Consider the following 14,563-nt stretch of genomic DNA (forward strand, 5'->3'; position numbering starts at 1 on the left):
GCGGCATGCCGCAGGCGGGTGGCCAGCGGGTGCCCGCCGGGCAGCAAGGCGCCCGGCGAAGCCCTGCGCCGCATGACCGCCTGAAGCGTGGGCCAGGCGCTCAGCCTTGCTCAGCGCCGGGCCGAAGCACCGACTGGTCATGGCGCGGATCGCCGGTCTGGACTTCGGGCAGGGGAGGGCAGGCAGCGTGTCGCCCCGGCCCGGGATCCGGCAGGGCGGGAGGAAGGCGCACCCCTCACTCGAGAAAGCGCGCTTCCGCGTGGAACGGGGCAGGTCGCCGCGGCGCGGGGCAGCCTCCCTCCAACCCGCCTTCGCGCAGGCCCGATGCCCAGGGCCGGCGATGGCGAAAGCCGGCTGGCTGCGGCGGATGCCCTTCGATCCTGAACGCCATCCGCCGCCTGTCATTGTCTCTGCGACAGATTCGCGCTCCGGGACGTTCACGCCCGGCGGCGATCCGGTCTATCCGTCGACCCGCAGGATCTCCACCCCCGGTGGCGCGGTCAGCACCTCGCTGAAGGCGTGCATCCAGTCCTGCGCGGCCGTGTCGCCGCCGCGCTGGCGCAACTCCTCCAGCTGGTCGAGGCTGGTCAGTTCCACCTCGAATTGCAGGGCGGCGCCGCCCTGGCCGCGGGTGAGCGGCACCAGCAGCCGCGCCTTGTGGCCGGCTTCGTTCGCCGCCGCCACCTCGCGCCGGATGAAGTCGATCGCGCGCTGCCGGTTCATCGGCAGCACGTCATAGGAGAAGCGGGCGAGGTACATGGCGGATCACTCCTCCAGCGTGAAGCCGGCCTTCAGCGTGACCTGCGTGTGCTCGACCTTACCACCCTGGCCGACCGCGCCGCGGATCTGCGTCACCTCGAACCAGCGCAGGTGGCGCAGCGAGGCTCCGGCGCGGGAGATGGCGGTCTGGATCGCGGCATCGATCCCTTGAGGCGAGGAGCCGACCAGCTCGACCACCTTATAGACATGCTCCGGCATGGCGATGTCCTCCCCATTTCCTGGCAGCGCTGGTGAAGCGCCGTGGCGGCGGGCTGGTTTCCCGCCCGGCATCAAACCTGCCCTGCTGCTGCACCGCGGAAACGAAGGCGCCAGAGCCTTGTTGTGATGCGGCAGAGCAGAAGGGACTGAAGCGATGGATGCGCGAACCGAGATCGCACAACCGAAGGTCATGCGGCGCTCGCGCATCCGGGAAGGCCTGCCCTTCCCGCTGGGCGCGACCTGGGACGGGCTTGGGGTCAACTTCGCCCTGTTCTCCGCCCATGCCACCAAGGTCGAGCTCTGCCTCTTCGACGATGCCGGGGAGCGGGAGCTGGAGAGGCTGGAACTGCCGGAGTTCACCGACGAGGTCTGGCACGGCTACCTGCCGGATGCGCGGCCCGGCACGATCTATGCCTACCGTGTGCACGGCCCCTACGAGCCCGAGGCCGGGCACCGCTTCAATCCCAACAAGTTGCTGCTCGACCCCTATGCCCGCGCCATCGTCGGCGACCTGCAATGGGGGCCGGAGGTCTTCGGCTATGTGCTGGAGAGCGGCGACGACCTGACCTTCGACGAGCGCGACAGCGCCGCCCTGATGCCGAAATGCCGCGTCATCGACCCGGCCTTCACCTGGGGGCGGGAGCGCAGCCCGGCCGTCCCCTGGGAGCGCACCATCTTCTACGAGACCCATGTGAAGGGCTTCACCAAGCTTCGCCCCGACCTGCCGGAGGAGATGCGCGGCACCTATGACGGCCTCGCCTCGCCCGAGGTGCTGGCCTATCTCCGCGGCCTCGGCGTCACCTCGATCGAACTGCTGCCGATCCACACCTTCGTCAATGACAGCCTGCTGCTGGACAAGGGGCTGACCAACTACTGGGGCTACAACACCATCAGCTTCTTCGCGCCCGCCCGGCGCTACGCCCGCAACCCGGCTTTCGCCTTCTCCGAGTTCAAGGAGATGGTGGCGCGGCTGCACGATGCCGGGCTCGAGGTCATCCTCGACGTGGTCTACAACCACACGGCGGAGGGGAATGAGCGCGGCCCGACGCTGTCCTTCAAGGGCATCGACAATGCCAGCTATTACCGGCTGATGCCGCACGAGCCGCGCTACTACATCAACGACACCGGCACCGGGAACACCTTCAACCTCTCGCATCCGCGGGTGCTGCAGCTGGTGACCGATAGCCTGCGCTACTGGGCGACCGAGATGCGGGTGGATGGTTTCCGCTTCGACCTCGCCACCATCCTCGGCCGGGAGCATTACGGTTTCGACGAGGGCGGTGGCTTCCTGGACTCCTGCCGGCAGGACCCGGTGCTGAGCCGCGCGAAGCTGATCGCCGAACCCTGGGATTGTGGCCCGGGCGGCTATCAGGTGGGTGGTTTCCCGCCGGGCTGGGCGGAATGGAACGACCGCTTCCGCGACACCGTCCGCGCCTTCTGGAAAGGCGACGAGGGGATGGCGGCGGAACTCGCCGCGCGCCTCACCGCCTCGGGCGACAAATTCGACCGCCGCGGCCGCAAGCCCTGGGCGAGCGTGAATTTCGTCACGGCGCATGACGGCTTCACGCTCAACGACCTCGTCTCCTACAACGACAAGCACAACGAGGCGAATGGCGAGGACAACCGCGACGGCCATTCCCACAACCTCTCCTGGAATCACGGCGCCGAGGGGCCGACCGAGGATCCCGAGATCCTCGCGCTGCGGGAGCGCCAGAAGCGCAACCTGCTGGCGACGCTGCTGCTGGCCCAGGGCACGCCGATGGTGCTGGCCGGCGACGAGTTCGGCCGCACGCAGAAGGGCAACAACAACACCTACTGCCAGGACAACGAGCTGAACTGGGTGGACTGGGCCGGGATCGACCAGGCCGGCCGCGACCTTGCCGCCTTCACGCGCAAGCTGATCGCCCTGCGGCAGGGTTTCGCGGTGCTGCGCCGCGCCCGCTTCCTCTCCGGCGCGCATGACGAGGGAGCGGGGGTGAAGGACGCCACCTGGCTCACGCCCGATGCGACCGAGATGGACCCCGAGCACTGGGGTGACACGAACACCCGTTGCTTCGGCCTGCTGCTGGATGGCCGTGCCCAGGCCACCGGCATCCGCCGTCCCGCTTCGGACGCCACGCTGCTGCTGGTGCTGAACGCGCATCACGACGTGGTGGAATTCTCCCTGCCGGAGCCCCCGGCAGGGCAGCGCTGGCTGCTGCTGGTGGATACCAACCGACCGGAGATCGAGGAGCCGGAGCCCTTCGAATTCGGCCATCCCTACCTAGTCACCGGCCGCTCCCTGCTCCTCTTCGTCCTGCGGCCGGAGCGGGGCGGCGGCGCCATCTTGGCCGCGGCGCGGGCGGCGCTGCTGGCCGGTACCTCCCCGCCGCCGCTGCCGAGCGGGGAAGGGTAGGGCAGACCGCGGACGGGCGCGAACGGGCACCCCGCCGACTGTGCGGAGCGCCGTCGGCGGAGACCCTGTCGCCCCGCAGCCCGCGGTCGCGGGACGGCGCCGCCCGGCGATGGTCCGCGGGAACCCTGAGCCGGTCCGGCGGTTGCCGCCGGGCCGCGCAGGAGTTCACGGTGCCCCGTTCCTTCTCAATCGCCGCTGTCGTCTCGTGACCCTCGACCAGATCTTCGCCTTCTCCATCCTCGCCGGCACGCTCGGCCTCTTCGTCTGGGGCCGCATTCCCTATGATGTCGTGGCCATGCTGGCGCTGCTCGCCGGCCTCGTCACCGGAATCGTCCCGGCGAAGGAGGCCTTCGCGGGCTTCGGGGACGACATCGTCGTCATCGTCGCCGGCGCCCTCGTCGTCAGCGCCGCGGTCGCGCGCTCCGGCGCGGTCGAGAGCGCCATGCGGCCGCTGCTGCCGCGCCTGACCTCCGCCAATACCCAGGTGCCGGTGCTGGTGGCGGCGGTGATGGTCGCCTCCGTCTTCACCAAGAATATCGGCGCGCTCGCGCTCTTCATGCCGGTCGCGCTGCAGATGGCGCGGCGGACCGGCACGCCGCCCTCGGCGCTGCTGATGCCGATGGCCTTCGCCTCCTTGCTCGGCGGCCTCGTCACCCTCATCGGCACCTCGCCCAACATCATCGTGGCACGAGTGCGGGAGGAGGTGCTGGGCCAGCCCTTCGGCATGTTCGACTATGCCCCGGTCGGCATCGCGGTCTCCCTTGCTGGCCTCGTCTTCCTCACCTTCGGCTGGCGGCTGCTGCCGCGCGGCCGGCGGGCGCAGGCCTCGCTGCAATCCGCCATTGCCCTCGCGGATTATGCGACGGAGGCGGATGTGCCGCCGGAAAGCCCGGTGGCCGGGAAGGACATCGCGGCGCTGCAGGCGCTCTCCGATGGTGGGGTCACCGTTGCCGCCCTGCTGCGGGAGGGGGAGCGGCGGGATGCACCGGGCGACGACTGCCTGCTGCGCGCCGGGGACCGGCTGATCCTGGCCGGCGAGCCGGAGGCGCTGGAGGGGGTGGTGGCCCGTGCGAATCTTGTCCTGCACGCCGAGAAACATGCCCCCGACCCGACGCCGGAGCAGGAGCTGGCGGTGGTCGAGGGCGTGGTGACCGGGGAATCGCCCCTGGTCCGCGCGACGCCGGCCAGCGCGCGGCTGGCCGAGCGCTTCGGCGTCAGCCTGCTCGCGGTCAGCCGCCGCGGCGAGCGGATCGCGGAGCGACTGAACACGCTGCGGCTGCGCGCCGGCGATGTCATCATCCTCAAGGGCGAGGCCGATCGGCTGCCCGATGCCCTGGCCACGCTGCGCGTGCTGCCCCTGACCGAGCGCGAGATGCCGCTCGGCCGGAGCCGGCGGAGCCTCATCCCGGTGCTCGTGCTCGGCGTGGCGATGGCGGTTGTCGGGCTGAACCTGGTGCCCGTCGCGGTCGCCTTCTTCGCCGCCTCGGTCATTCTGCTGGTGGTCCGGGCGCTGTCGCCGGCGGAGGCCTACCAGGCGGTGGACTGGCCGGTGATCGTGCTGCTCGGCGCGCTGATCCCGGTCTCGGAGGCGGTGCGCAGCACGGGCGGGACGGACCTCATCGCCGGCTGGCTTTCCGGCGCGGTGGAGGGGCTGCCGGCGCTCGGCGCGCTCGGGCTGATCATGATCGTCGCCATGGCGGTCACGCCCTTCCTGAACAATGCCGCGACGGTGCTGATGATGGGGCCGATCGCGGCCAGCCTGGCGCAGCGGCTGGGGCTGAGCCCGGATCCCTTTCTGATGGCGGTCGCCGTCGGTGCCGCCTGCGACTTCCTCACGCCCATCGGGCACCAGTGCAACACGCTGGTGATGGGGCCGGGCGGGTACCGCTTCGGCGACTACTGGCGGCTCGGCTTGCCGCTTTCCATCCTCGTGCTGCTGGTCGGCGTGCCGATGATCGCCCTGGTCTGGCCGCTGGCGGCGGGGTGAGCGCCGCCAGACCCCCGGACATGCGCAATGACGCGCTCCTGGCGGATTGGCGGCCGGAACCGGACGGCAATCCGCCAGGAGCTAGGGGTTGCAGGCCAGCGTTGCGCTCCCGGGCGTTCACTCCCGTCCGCGATCCGCTCTACAGCGGATTGCGTTCAAGACTGAACGCCCATCCGCTGTAGACCGCTGTTTGTAGAGCAGATTCACGCTGCAGGGCGTTCACGCCCCTCCGCGATCTGCTCTAGATCGGGCTGCCCCGCCACTCGTCGCCGGCGGCCACGGGCTGCGGCGCCTTCGCCTCATGCGGCGCCGCGGCAGGCAGCCGCTCTGCGACCCGTATCCCCTCCGCCGCGGCGGCCCTCTCGCCCGGCATGGCGGTCGCGTTGCCGCCCGCCGGCTCCCGTCCCGTGATCAGCCGGGCCCCGCGCTGGAAGGTCAGATAGCTCCAGAGCCATTCGAAGGAGACGACGACGCGGCTGCGGAAGCCGATGAGGTACCAGACATGGGCGATGCCCCAGAACCACCAGCCGATCAGGCCGGTGAGCCGAATGCCGTCCAGCGCCACCACGGCGGAGCGGCGGCCGATGGTCGCCAGGTCGCCATGGTGGCGGTAGGTGAAGGGCACCGTCTCCTCGGGGGCGGCCGAGCCGGCCGCGCGCGCGGCCAGCAGCCGCCCGACATGCCGGCCCATCTGCTTCGCGGCCGGCGCATTGCCCGGCACCGGCCGCCCCTTGGCATCGGTCACGGCAGCCAGGTCACCGACCACGAAGATCTCCGGATGTCCGGGCACGGAGAGGTCCGGCGCCACCTTCACCCGCCCCGCCCGGTCGCGCTCGGCGCCGATCCAGCCGCCGGTGGGGGAGGCCACGACGCCCGCCGCCCAGACGATGGTACTGGCGGCGATCCGCTCCTCCCCGCATTGCACGCCGGTCGCCTCGCACTCCGTCACCCGCGTGCCGGTCAGCACCTGCACGCCCATCCGCTCCAGCGAGCGGTGGGCGACGCGGCCGAGCTCCTCGGGGAAGGTCGGCAGGATGCGCGGCCCGGCCTCGATCAGCACGATGCGCGCCTGGGAGGGATCGATGCGGCGGAACTCCCGCGCCAGGGCGTGGCGCGCCAGCTCCACCATGGCGCCGGCCAGTTCCACGCCGGTCGGGCCGCCGCCGACCACGACGAAGGTCAGCAGGCGCCGCCGCTCGGCCTCATCCGCGGTGATCTCCGCCCGCTCGAAGGCCAGCAGCAGGCGCCGGCGGATGTCGGTCGCGTCCTCGATCTGCTTGAGGCCGGGCGCGACCGGCGCCCAGTCGTCGCGGCCGAAATAGGAATGCGTCGCGCCGGTGGCGAGCACCAGCGCGTCATAGGGCAGCGCCAGCTCGCCCGCATGGACGATGCGGGCGGCGGTGTCGATGCCCGTCACCTCCGCCATCACCACCTGCACGTTGCGCTGGCGGCGGAAGATGCTGCGGATCGGCCAGGCGATGTCGCCGGGCGAGAGCGCCGCCGTCGCCACCTGATAGAGCAGCGGCTGGAAGAGGTGGTGGTTGTGCCGGTCCAGCAGGGTGATGTCGGCCTCCGCGCGGGCCAGGGCCCGCGCGGCTTCCAGCCCGCCGAAGCCGGCGCCGAGGATGACGACTCGGGGGCGCGGCCTGGCAGGCTGGGGCGTGGTCATGCCCGGTCCTTGCCCGCGGCCTTGGGTCCTGCATCGCCCTCGGCAGCCTGGCCGGTGCGCTGACGGGCCAGCAGCTTCTCTGCCTCCGCCTCGGGGTTTGCGGCCGGCTTACCGCCTTCCGGGTGGAAGGGCTTCTCGCCGGTGCCCCAGGGCTGCGGCGCATCCTCCGGCGGCAGGGCGTGGCGGTCGCCGGGGCCGGCGGCATTCGGGCCCTGCTGCGTCGGCCCGCCCTTGCGCGTGCCGCCCATCATCGGCCGCCCCGTTTCACGGAGCCGGTCGGCGCACCGCCGGTCGCGCCGCCGCCGGTGCCGATACTGCCGAGGCCCGCGCCCGGCCCGCCGCCCGGCAGCGTGCCGCCGCGCTGCACGCCGGAGGCGATGCCATGCGCCCCGGTGGGCGCCCCGGTGGCCGGCTTGCTGCCCGCACCGACCTGCTCCGGCGGCGGATCCTTCTGCGTGGCCGGCTTGTCGTCATGCTCCTCAGCCATTGGCCTGCTCCTCATGCCGATGCATCCGCGCCGGATGCGCCCGGTCACCGTCGAACGTCCCCGATCCAGCAGGGATGCGAGGGCGGGCGGAATGGCCACCCCGTTCGGGCAGCGCCACGCGCACCTTCGCGCGCGCAGACGCGGCATCGCAGGGACAGGGACCGGGTCGGGTACTCGCCCGGCCCTGCGCAGGCCTCAGCCCGGCCGTGCCGCGCTGTCGCTCCGGCGCGCCGCCGCTTCGCATGCCGTGGCGAGGGCGCGGCGCAACTCCTCCAGCGAATAGGGCTTGCGCAGCAGCGGCAGGCCGGCGGCGGCGACCCGCGCCGGCGCGCCGCCATAGCCGCTGTAGAGCAGCACCGGCAGGGCAGGGTGCTCCGCCACCAGGCGCTGCGCGAGGTCCAGCCCGTCCTGGCCGCCGGTCATGATGACATCGGTCAGCACGAGGTCCACCCGCAGCCCATCGGCCAGCGCCCGCAGCGCCGCCGGCCCGCTCGCCACGCGCGATACGGTATGGCCGAGGTGGCGGAGCGTCTCCGCCGTCAGCTCCGCCACCGCATCGTCATCCTCCACCAGCAGCAGCCGCAGCGGCGCGCTCTCCGGCGTGGCGGAGGCCGGCTCGGGCGCCCGGGCCTCGGGCCCCACCGTCGGCGCCGCCCGCGGCAGCAGGAGCGTGACGGTGGCGCCTTCGCCCGGCCGGCTGCTGACCCGCGCGGTGCCGCCGCTCTGCCGGGCGAAGCCATAGACCTGCGCGAGGCCGAGGCCGGTACCCTGGCCGACATCCTTGGTCGAGAAGAAGGGTTCGAAGGCCCGCGCCAGTACCTCCGGGCCCATCCCCGTGCCGGTATCCTGCACCGAGAGGCGGATGAAGGAGCCGCCGAGCTGGTCCGGGTCGGTCAGCGCGTCCAACTCGACATTCTCGGCCGAGAGCCGCAGCCGGCCGCCATGCGGCATGGCGTCGCGCGCATTCACGCCGAGATTCAGCACGGCCAGTTCCAGCTCCCCGGGATCCACCCGGGCCCACCAGAGATCGTCCGGCACGCAGATCTCGATGGCGATGTCGCCACGCAGCGCGCGGGAGAGCAGTTCCCGCATGTCCTCCAGCCAGGCCCGCACGTCCAGCGGTTCCGGCCGCAGGGCCTGGCGGCGGGCGAAGCTCAGCAGCCGGCGCGTCAGGTCGGCGCCGCGGTGCGCCGCCTGGTCCATGGCATCCAGCAGCCGGTCGCGCCGCGCCGGATCCGCGCCGCGCCTCAGCAGGCCGACGCCATTGGTGATGACCGAGAGCAGGTTGTTGAAGTCATGCGCCACGCCGCCGGTGAGTTGGCCCAGCGCCTCCAGCTTCAGGGTCTGGAACAGGCGGGCCTGCGCCGCCTCGCGCGCCTTCGCCTCCTGCTCCACTTCGCGTCGCAGGCCGGCATTCACCTCGGCGATCGCCAGCTCGGCCTGCTTGCGTTCGGTGATGTCGATGTTGAGGCCGATCAGCCGCGCCGGGTCGCCCCTCTCGTCGCAGAACAGCCGGCCGCGCCCCGCCAGCCAGCGCTCGCCGCGCTGCGGGTGGCGGATGCGGTACTCCACCCGGAAGTCCGGGTCCCGGCGGCGGAGGCAGTCCTGCAGGGCGGCTTCCGTCGCGGCCCGGTCCTCCGGCGCCACCGAGGCGACCCAGGCCCCGTAGCTCGGCACCACACGATCGGGATCGAGGCCGTAGAGCTCGAAATACTCCCGCGACCAGCTGAGATGGCCGCCCTTGATGTCCCAGTCCCAGGTGCCGGCACCGGCATAGCGCTGGGCAAGGCGCAGCCGCTCCTCGCTGTCGCGCAGCCGCTGGTTCAGCGTGGCCAGTTCGGCCGTGCGGGCGGCCACGCGCTCCTCGAGCGCGGCATTGGCATGGGAGAGCGCGGCATTGCTCTCCTCCAGCTCCTGGGCGAGGACCTGCAGCTCCTCGATGGCGACGCGCAGTTCCTGCCCGGTCGCGTCGTGTTGCGTCTTCTCCTTCAAGGCGGAGTGGTGGTTGGGCAGTGGCGCGTCGCGCGCGGCCGTCCTCTCGGCCTCGGCCTGCCGGGGCTGGTCCTCGGCTTCCCGCAGCTGGAGGGTGCGCCGCGCCAGCTCGGCCCGCAGCGCATTGCGCTCGGCGACGAGGGCGGCCGCTTCTTCCTGCGCATCCTCTATGGCGGCGCGCAACTGCTCCAATTCGTCCTCGATCCGTGCGTGGTCCGGCATCACCATCCTGGCCGGCCCTTCATCACGCATGGTGCCGGTTCCTGTGCCTGATCAGGCTTTGCATGAAATCAGCACGTCAACGGGGAATACCGGCGCGCGTTTGGTGTGGCTCCGATACATCCGGCTTCTTCGCCGACCCAGGCCGTGGGCAGCGCCGCGGCACCGCTGCGGCGGGGGAGGCAAGGCGGGCCGCGACATCGTCGTGCCAGGGGCCTCGGGCGGTGGCGGTGCTGGTGACGCAGCGGTCGCGCCGACCGTGCGCAATGCCCGGCCCGTCATCCTGTCCCGCGCCGAGGCGCTGCCGGCGGACCATGCCGGGGATGGTGGCCGCATCCAACATGGTTGCATCTGCATCGCCCGATCGGATGATCAGATATTTGTGAGTCGTTGCCATCAGCACTGCATCGGGTTGCGTGGCGTGCAGGAGGACTGGGCCGGCCAACGGCCCGCCTCTCCGCCGGCGCGGCCTTCAGGCCGCCGCCGTGGCGATGAGGGCCTGCGGCATCGGCGTGGTGCCCGGAGCCGGCGGATGCTGTCCGGCCGGACAGGCCGCGCAATGCGCGCCGCGCGGATATCGGGGCCGCGGGCGGATCAGCATCCGGCATCCGGGCCGAGGAGGCCGCTGCCTGCGACCAGGGCGCATCCTGTCCCGGACCAGCCTCGGGAGGGAGGCGAATCGGGAGTGGCCTCGACCGCGTGCCGCGGGCATGGCACCTCCCGCCGGATGCGCGCGACCCTGCATCCCCGGCTGCTGAACGGACGGCAAGGCGATCCGGGCGTCTATCTGGAGGCGCTGCACCACGCCGAGGCCCTGCTGCTGGATTGCGGGGACCTCTCGGCGCTCGGGCCGCGGCACCTGCTGCGGGTCGGGGTGGTCGCGGTCTCCCACGCCCATATGGACCATTGGGCCGGGTTCGACCGGTTGCTCCGCCTGCTGATCGGGCGGGAGAAGCGGCTGCAGGTGGTGGGGCCCTCGGGCTTCGCCGAACGGCTGTATCACCGGCTGCAGGCCTATACCTGGAACCTGGTGGACCGCATCCCGGCCGAACTCGCCTTCGAAGTGACGGAGGTCACCGAGGGTGCGGCCTGGCCGCGCGCCCGCTTCCGTCTGCAGGACGGCTTCCGGCCGGAGGAACTGGCGCCCGTGCCGGCGGCGCCGGACGGCACGGTGCTGCGCCAGGGGCCGCTCCGGCTGCGGGCGGCGGTGCTGGACCATGGCACGCCCTGCCTCGGCTTCGCGGTGGAGGAGGCGATGCATGTGAATGTCTGGCGCACCCGGCTGGAGGCGCGCGGGCTGCCGACCGGGCCCTGGCTGGCGGCGCTGAAGGCGGCGGTGGCGGCGGGCGCGCCGGAGGAGACGCCGATCACGATCGAGATCCGCGGTGCCGCGCCGGCGACCCATCCGCTCGGCGCGCTGCGCGACCTGGTGGAGGTCACGCCGGGCCAGCGCCTGGCCTATCTGACGGATTTCGCCGACACGCCGGCGAACCGCGCTGCCGCCATTGCGCTCGCCCGCGAGGCCGACATCCTGTTCATCGAGGCGCCCTTCGCCGTCGGGGATGCGGCGCATGCCTTCGACCGGCGGCACCTGACGACGCGGGCGGCGGGCGAGATCGCGCGCGCGGCGGGCGCGCGGCGGATCGAGCCCTTCCACTTCTCCCCGCGCTACGAGGATGCCGAGGCGCGGCTGCTGGCCGAGGTTCATGCCGCGGCCGGCCGCCCGCCGCCCTGACCGCCTGGCGTTGACAGCGCCGCCGCGCGCGCAGCAGCCTTCCCCTGTCCAGGAAAGCCGGCTGTCCCACGCAGGACAGGCCGCATAACGGATCATCGGGGGAGGACCACATGCACCTGCCACGCCGAAGCCTGCTGCGAGCCGCCGGCGCGGGCGCCGCAGCGCTGTCCCTGCCGCCGGAGGCGCGCGCCGCGCTGCCGCAGGGCCTGGTCCGCATCCTGGTCGGCTTCCCGCCGGGCGGCGGCACCGATGTGATGGGCCGCGTCATCGCCGAGACCCTGCGCAAGCGTGGCCACCTGAAGAACGTCGTCATCGAGAACCGCGCCGGCGCCAGCGGGACGCTGGCCTGCGAGGCGTTGAAATACGCGGTGCCGGACGGCACCACGCTGCTCTTCGCGCCCAGCGCCTCCACCGTGCAGCCGATGCTGACCTTCCGCCGCCTGCCCTTCGACCCGCGCACGGATTTCGCGCCCGTCACCATGACCGGCACGGTGCAGACCTGCTTCGTGCTGGCGCCGCACCTGCCGGTGAAGACCTTCCAGGACTACGTCGCCTGGGTGAAGGCGGACCAGCGGCGCGGCAGCTTCGCCAGCACCGCGCTCGGCTCCTCCACGCATTTCTTCGGCCTGCAACTGGGCGAGGCCTTCGGGATCGAGCTGGAGCCGGTGGGCTACCGGGGCGCGGCGCCGGTGATCTCGGACCTCGCGGCCGGACATATCCCGGCGGGCTGCGGCGGCGTCTCGGATTTCCTGACCCACCACAAGGACGGCAAGCTGCGCATCGTCATCACCTCGGGCCCGAGGCGCGGCGTGACCACGCCGGATGTGCCGACCATCGCCGATCTCGGCCATCCGGACCGGGCGAGCTTCGGCTTCTACGGCTTCTACGCGCCCGCCGGCACGCCGGCGCCGGTCATCGCCGCGCTGAACGCGGAACTGGCGGCGGCGACGATGGAGCCAGAGGTGAAGGCGCAACTGCTGGCGATCGGGCTGGAGCCGGAGGTCTCGACCGCGGCGGCCCTCGGGACGATCCTGGCGCAGGATATCGAGCGCTGGCGGCCGGTGGTGGAGAAGAGCGGCTTCAAGGTGGATTGAGCCAGCTGTGGGGCCGCCCGTGTGGTGGCGGGACGGCCCCGTACAGGACGCTACCGCCAGGGCTCGACCAGCACCTTCGCATGCTGTTCGGGGTTCGCCAGGTCGGTGAAGGCCTGGCCGACGCCCTCGAGGCCGACGCGGCCGGTGATCAGGGGCGCGACATCAATCCGGCCAGCGCCGATATGGCCGAGGGTTGCGGCGAATTCCTCGGCCGTGTAGCCCAGGACGAACTGTACGTTGAGCTGCTTGACGATGCCGAAGAAGGGCTCGAAGCGGTCGGGTTCCATGCAGACGCCGACGATGACGATGCGGGCGCCGGGCGGCGCGCCCACGAACATCTCCTGCATCACGCCGGGCATGCCCACGCATTCGAACAGCACCGCCGGGCGCCGCTTCGGCGAGAGGCCGAGGAGCTGGGCATAGCGGCTGCCATCATAGCCGGCGGGGGTGATGGCCTGTTCCAGCGCCGCATAGGGCGAGCCGGCGGCGGGATCGAGCACGATATCGGCCCCCATGCGCTGCGCCAGCGCCCGCCGCGCCGGGGAGAAATCCGCGGCGATCACCGGCGCGATGCCCTTCAGCTTCAGCGCCGCGATCACCGCGAGGCCGATCGGCCCGCAGCCGATGACGAGCGCGGCATCCTCCGGCGTCGTGCGGGCGAACTCCACGGCATGAACGCCGACCGCGATCGGCTCGACCAGCGCAGCATGGTCCGGGTTCATGCCCTCCGGCAGCGGCAGCAGCATGCGCTCGGCGAGCGGCATGTACTCGGCGAAGCCGCCGGGGACATCCGGGTTGTAGCCGACGCCCAGCACCTGGTTGCCCGCGATGGTCAGCGGCATGGAGGTGACGAGGGTGCCGGGCCGGAAGCGGCCCTCGGTCCCCGGGCCGTTCTCCATCACCTCGCCCACGAATTCATGGCCGAAGACGACCGGGCGTTCCTTTACCATCTGGAAGCGGCCGCCCGAGCGCTTCGCCACATCGACGAAGGCGTCGGTGTACTTGGCGGCGTGCAGGTCGGAGCCGCAGATGCCGCAGGCACGGGTGCGGACCAGCACCTGGCCCTCGGCCAGGACGGGGTCGGGGATGGGGGCGACGGTGAACTCGCCCTGATGGAAGATGGCGGCGCGCATGCTGGTCTCCTCCCGTTTTGCGGCAGCCTAGACCAGATCGCGGACGGGCGTGAACGCCCGGGAGCGTGAATCTGCTCTACAATCAATGGCCTACAGCGGATTGACGTTCAATTCTGAACCCAATCCGCTGTAGGCCGGGACCGGCACGGGCGCCAACGGGGCAGGGGGCGGTGAGTGCGGCTTGCGCCGCGTCCGGCGCGTGCCCAGCTTGCGGCCTCCCTTGTGGAAGGAGCGCGCGATGGGCGCGGAGGAAGCGGAGAGGCTGCGCGGCGAGGTCATTGCGCTCGAAACGGCGCTGGCCGCGGCCTTCGGCGAGATCGCCGTGCTGCGCGCCGCGGTCACGGGGGGCGGCACCGCGGCGGCGCTGCGCGCCATGGAGGAGATGGCGGCGCAGCTCGAAGGCACTGTCCTGCGCGGCGTGGTCGGGGCCGAGCAGGTGGGGCGGGAGGCTGCGGCAGCGGGTTTCGAGCAGCGGATGGAGCTGATCATCCATGCCTTGCGGAACGCGATCGCCTTCCGTGGCGTGTAGCCGCCGGCCGGGAGAGACGGCCGCCACCGGGCCTGGCGGCTGGCGCATCACATCTGCTGGACACCCGGCCGGGCCACCGGCCGGGTGTCCTGGACCGGGCGGTTCAGCGCGTCGGGCAACCCATTTCGCTGCCCGCCGATGATCCCTTCGCTCCGGTTGCCGGCCACACCGGCACTGCAACCCGCCCGTTGCGACAGGGAAGGGGCTCGGCCGGGCGCTCAGGCCACCTTCGGCCGGAAGGCGGCGCAGGCGGCCGGGTCGGTCTCCAGCCGCGGCCCGCCGATGAGGTCGATGCAATAGGGGATGGCGGGGAAGACCGCGTCCAGGCACTCGGCGATGGCGGAG

General features: G+C 72.1%; 12 protein-coding genes. 5 read left to right on the forward strand and 7 right to left on the reverse strand.

What is annotated here, in order from left to right; genetic code table 11:
- Positions 1 to 459: 459 nt before the first annotated feature.
- Together LHA35_RS04445 and LHA35_RS04450 are read right to left on the reverse strand one after the other, a co-directional pair.
- On the reverse strand, positions 460 to 759 hold the full coding sequence (locus LHA35_RS04445; RefSeq protein WP_226605017.1) for a hypothetical protein: 300 nt from the start codon (positions 757 to 759) through the stop codon (positions 460 to 462).
- Between the two features lie 6 nt (positions 760 to 765).
- Positions 766 to 978, reverse strand: a complete 213-nt coding sequence (locus tag LHA35_RS04450) for a dodecin (RefSeq protein WP_226605019.1) — start codon at positions 976 to 978, stop codon at positions 766 to 768.
- Between the two features lie 190 nt (positions 979 to 1,168).
- Between LHA35_RS04450 and glgX the strand changes: the two genes are divergently transcribed.
- A complete protein-coding gene (glgX, locus tag LHA35_RS04455; protein ID WP_226605021.1) occupies positions 1,169 to 3,373 on the forward strand; it encodes a glycogen debranching protein GlgX in 2,205 nt (734 codons plus the stop codon).
- A gap of 205 nt (positions 3,374 to 3,578) precedes the next feature.
- Entirely contained in the window at positions 3,579 to 5,360 is a 1,782-nt protein-coding gene (locus tag LHA35_RS04460) for an SLC13 family permease (RefSeq protein WP_226605022.1), read from the forward strand.
- 241 nt (positions 5,361 to 5,601) lie between these two features.
- Here LHA35_RS04460 and LHA35_RS04465 read toward each other — a convergent pair whose 3' ends face one another.
- From LHA35_RS04465 to LHA35_RS04480, 4 genes are all read right to left on the reverse strand, one after another.
- Complete coding sequence (locus tag LHA35_RS04465; protein ID WP_226605025.1) at positions 5,602 to 7,029, reverse strand: NAD(P)/FAD-dependent oxidoreductase; 1,428 nt, start codon at positions 7,027 to 7,029, stop codon at positions 5,602 to 5,604.
- Complete coding sequence (locus tag LHA35_RS04470) at positions 7,026 to 7,277, reverse strand: hypothetical protein (RefSeq protein WP_226605028.1); 252 nt, start codon at positions 7,275 to 7,277, stop codon at positions 7,026 to 7,028. Before LHA35_RS04470 ends, LHA35_RS04465 begins: the two co-directional genes overlap by 4 nt.
- On the reverse strand, positions 7,277 to 7,516 hold the full coding sequence (locus LHA35_RS04475; protein WP_226605031.1) for a hypothetical protein: 240 nt from the start codon (positions 7,514 to 7,516) through the stop codon (positions 7,277 to 7,279). Before LHA35_RS04475 ends, LHA35_RS04470 begins: the two co-directional genes overlap by 1 nt.
- Positions 7,517 to 7,711: 195 nt before the next feature.
- Positions 7,712 to 9,760: an ATP-binding protein gene (locus LHA35_RS04480; protein WP_226605033.1), complete on the reverse strand. Its 2,049-nt coding sequence runs from the start codon at positions 9,758 to 9,760 to the stop codon at positions 7,712 to 7,714.
- A gap of 694 nt (positions 9,761 to 10,454) precedes the next feature.
- Here LHA35_RS04480 and LHA35_RS04485 point away from each other — a divergent pair.
- Complete coding sequence (locus LHA35_RS04485) at positions 10,455 to 11,462, forward strand: MBL fold metallo-hydrolase (protein ID WP_226605037.1); 1,008 nt, start codon at positions 10,455 to 10,457, stop codon at positions 11,460 to 11,462.
- Positions 11,463 to 11,572: 110 nt separating this feature from the next.
- On the forward strand, positions 11,573 to 12,556 hold the full coding sequence (locus LHA35_RS04490) for a tripartite tricarboxylate transporter substrate-binding protein (protein WP_226605040.1): 984 nt from the start codon (positions 11,573 to 11,575) through the stop codon (positions 12,554 to 12,556).
- Positions 12,557 to 12,606: 50 nt separating this feature from the next.
- Here LHA35_RS04490 and LHA35_RS04495 read toward each other — a convergent pair whose 3' ends face one another.
- Positions 12,607 to 13,689, reverse strand: a complete 1,083-nt coding sequence (locus LHA35_RS04495; RefSeq protein ID WP_226605042.1) for a zinc-binding dehydrogenase — start codon at positions 13,687 to 13,689, stop codon at positions 12,607 to 12,609.
- Between the two features lie 220 nt (positions 13,690 to 13,909).
- Here LHA35_RS04495 and LHA35_RS04500 point away from each other — a divergent pair, with 220 nt between their 5' ends.
- Positions 13,910 to 14,218, forward strand: coding sequence for a hypothetical protein (locus LHA35_RS04500; RefSeq protein ID WP_226605044.1), 309 nt, complete (start codon positions 13,910 to 13,912; stop codon positions 14,216 to 14,218).
- The last annotated feature ends 345 nt before the right edge of the window (positions 14,219 to 14,563 follow it).

The sequence above is a fragment of the Roseicella aerolata genome, from assembly GCF_020523605.1.
Taxonomy (GTDB): Bacteria; Pseudomonadota; Alphaproteobacteria; order Acetobacterales; family Acetobacteraceae; genus Paracraurococcus; species Paracraurococcus aerolatus.

Excerpts from the sequence above, each read along its gene's own strand:
- LHA35_RS04480 (WP_226605033.1), bottom strand. The coding sequence starts at position 9,760 with ATGCGTGATGAAGGGCCGGCCAGGATGGTGATGCCGGACCACGCACGG.
- LHA35_RS04465 (WP_226605025.1), bottom strand. The coding sequence starts at position 7,029 with ATGACCACGCCCCAGCCTGCCAGGCCGCGCCCCCGAGTCGTCATCCTC.
- LHA35_RS04475 (WP_226605031.1), bottom strand. The coding sequence starts at position 7,516 with ATGGCTGAGGAGCATGACGACAAGCCGGCCACGCAGAAGGATCCGCCG.
- glgX (WP_226605021.1), top strand. The coding sequence starts at position 1,169 with ATGCGGCGCTCGCGCATCCGGGAAGGCCTGCCCTTCCCGCTGGGCGCG.
- LHA35_RS04495 (WP_226605042.1), bottom strand. The coding sequence starts at position 13,689 with ATGCGCGCCGCCATCTTCCATCAGGGCGAGTTCACCGTCGCCCCCATC.
- LHA35_RS04470 (WP_226605028.1), bottom strand. The coding sequence starts at position 7,277 with ATGGGCGGCACGCGCAAGGGCGGGCCGACGCAGCAGGGCCCGAATGCC.
- LHA35_RS04450 (WP_226605019.1), bottom strand. The coding sequence starts at position 978 with ATGCCGGAGCATGTCTATAAGGTGGTCGAGCTGGTCGGCTCCTCGCCT.
- LHA35_RS04490 (WP_226605040.1), top strand. The coding sequence starts at position 11,573 with ATGCACCTGCCACGCCGAAGCCTGCTGCGAGCCGCCGGCGCGGGCGCC.
- LHA35_RS04485 (WP_226605037.1), top strand. The coding sequence starts at position 10,455 with ATGCGCGCGACCCTGCATCCCCGGCTGCTGAACGGACGGCAAGGCGAT.
- LHA35_RS04445 (WP_226605017.1), bottom strand. The coding sequence starts at position 759 with ATGTACCTCGCCCGCTTCTCCTATGACGTGCTGCCGATGAACCGGCAG.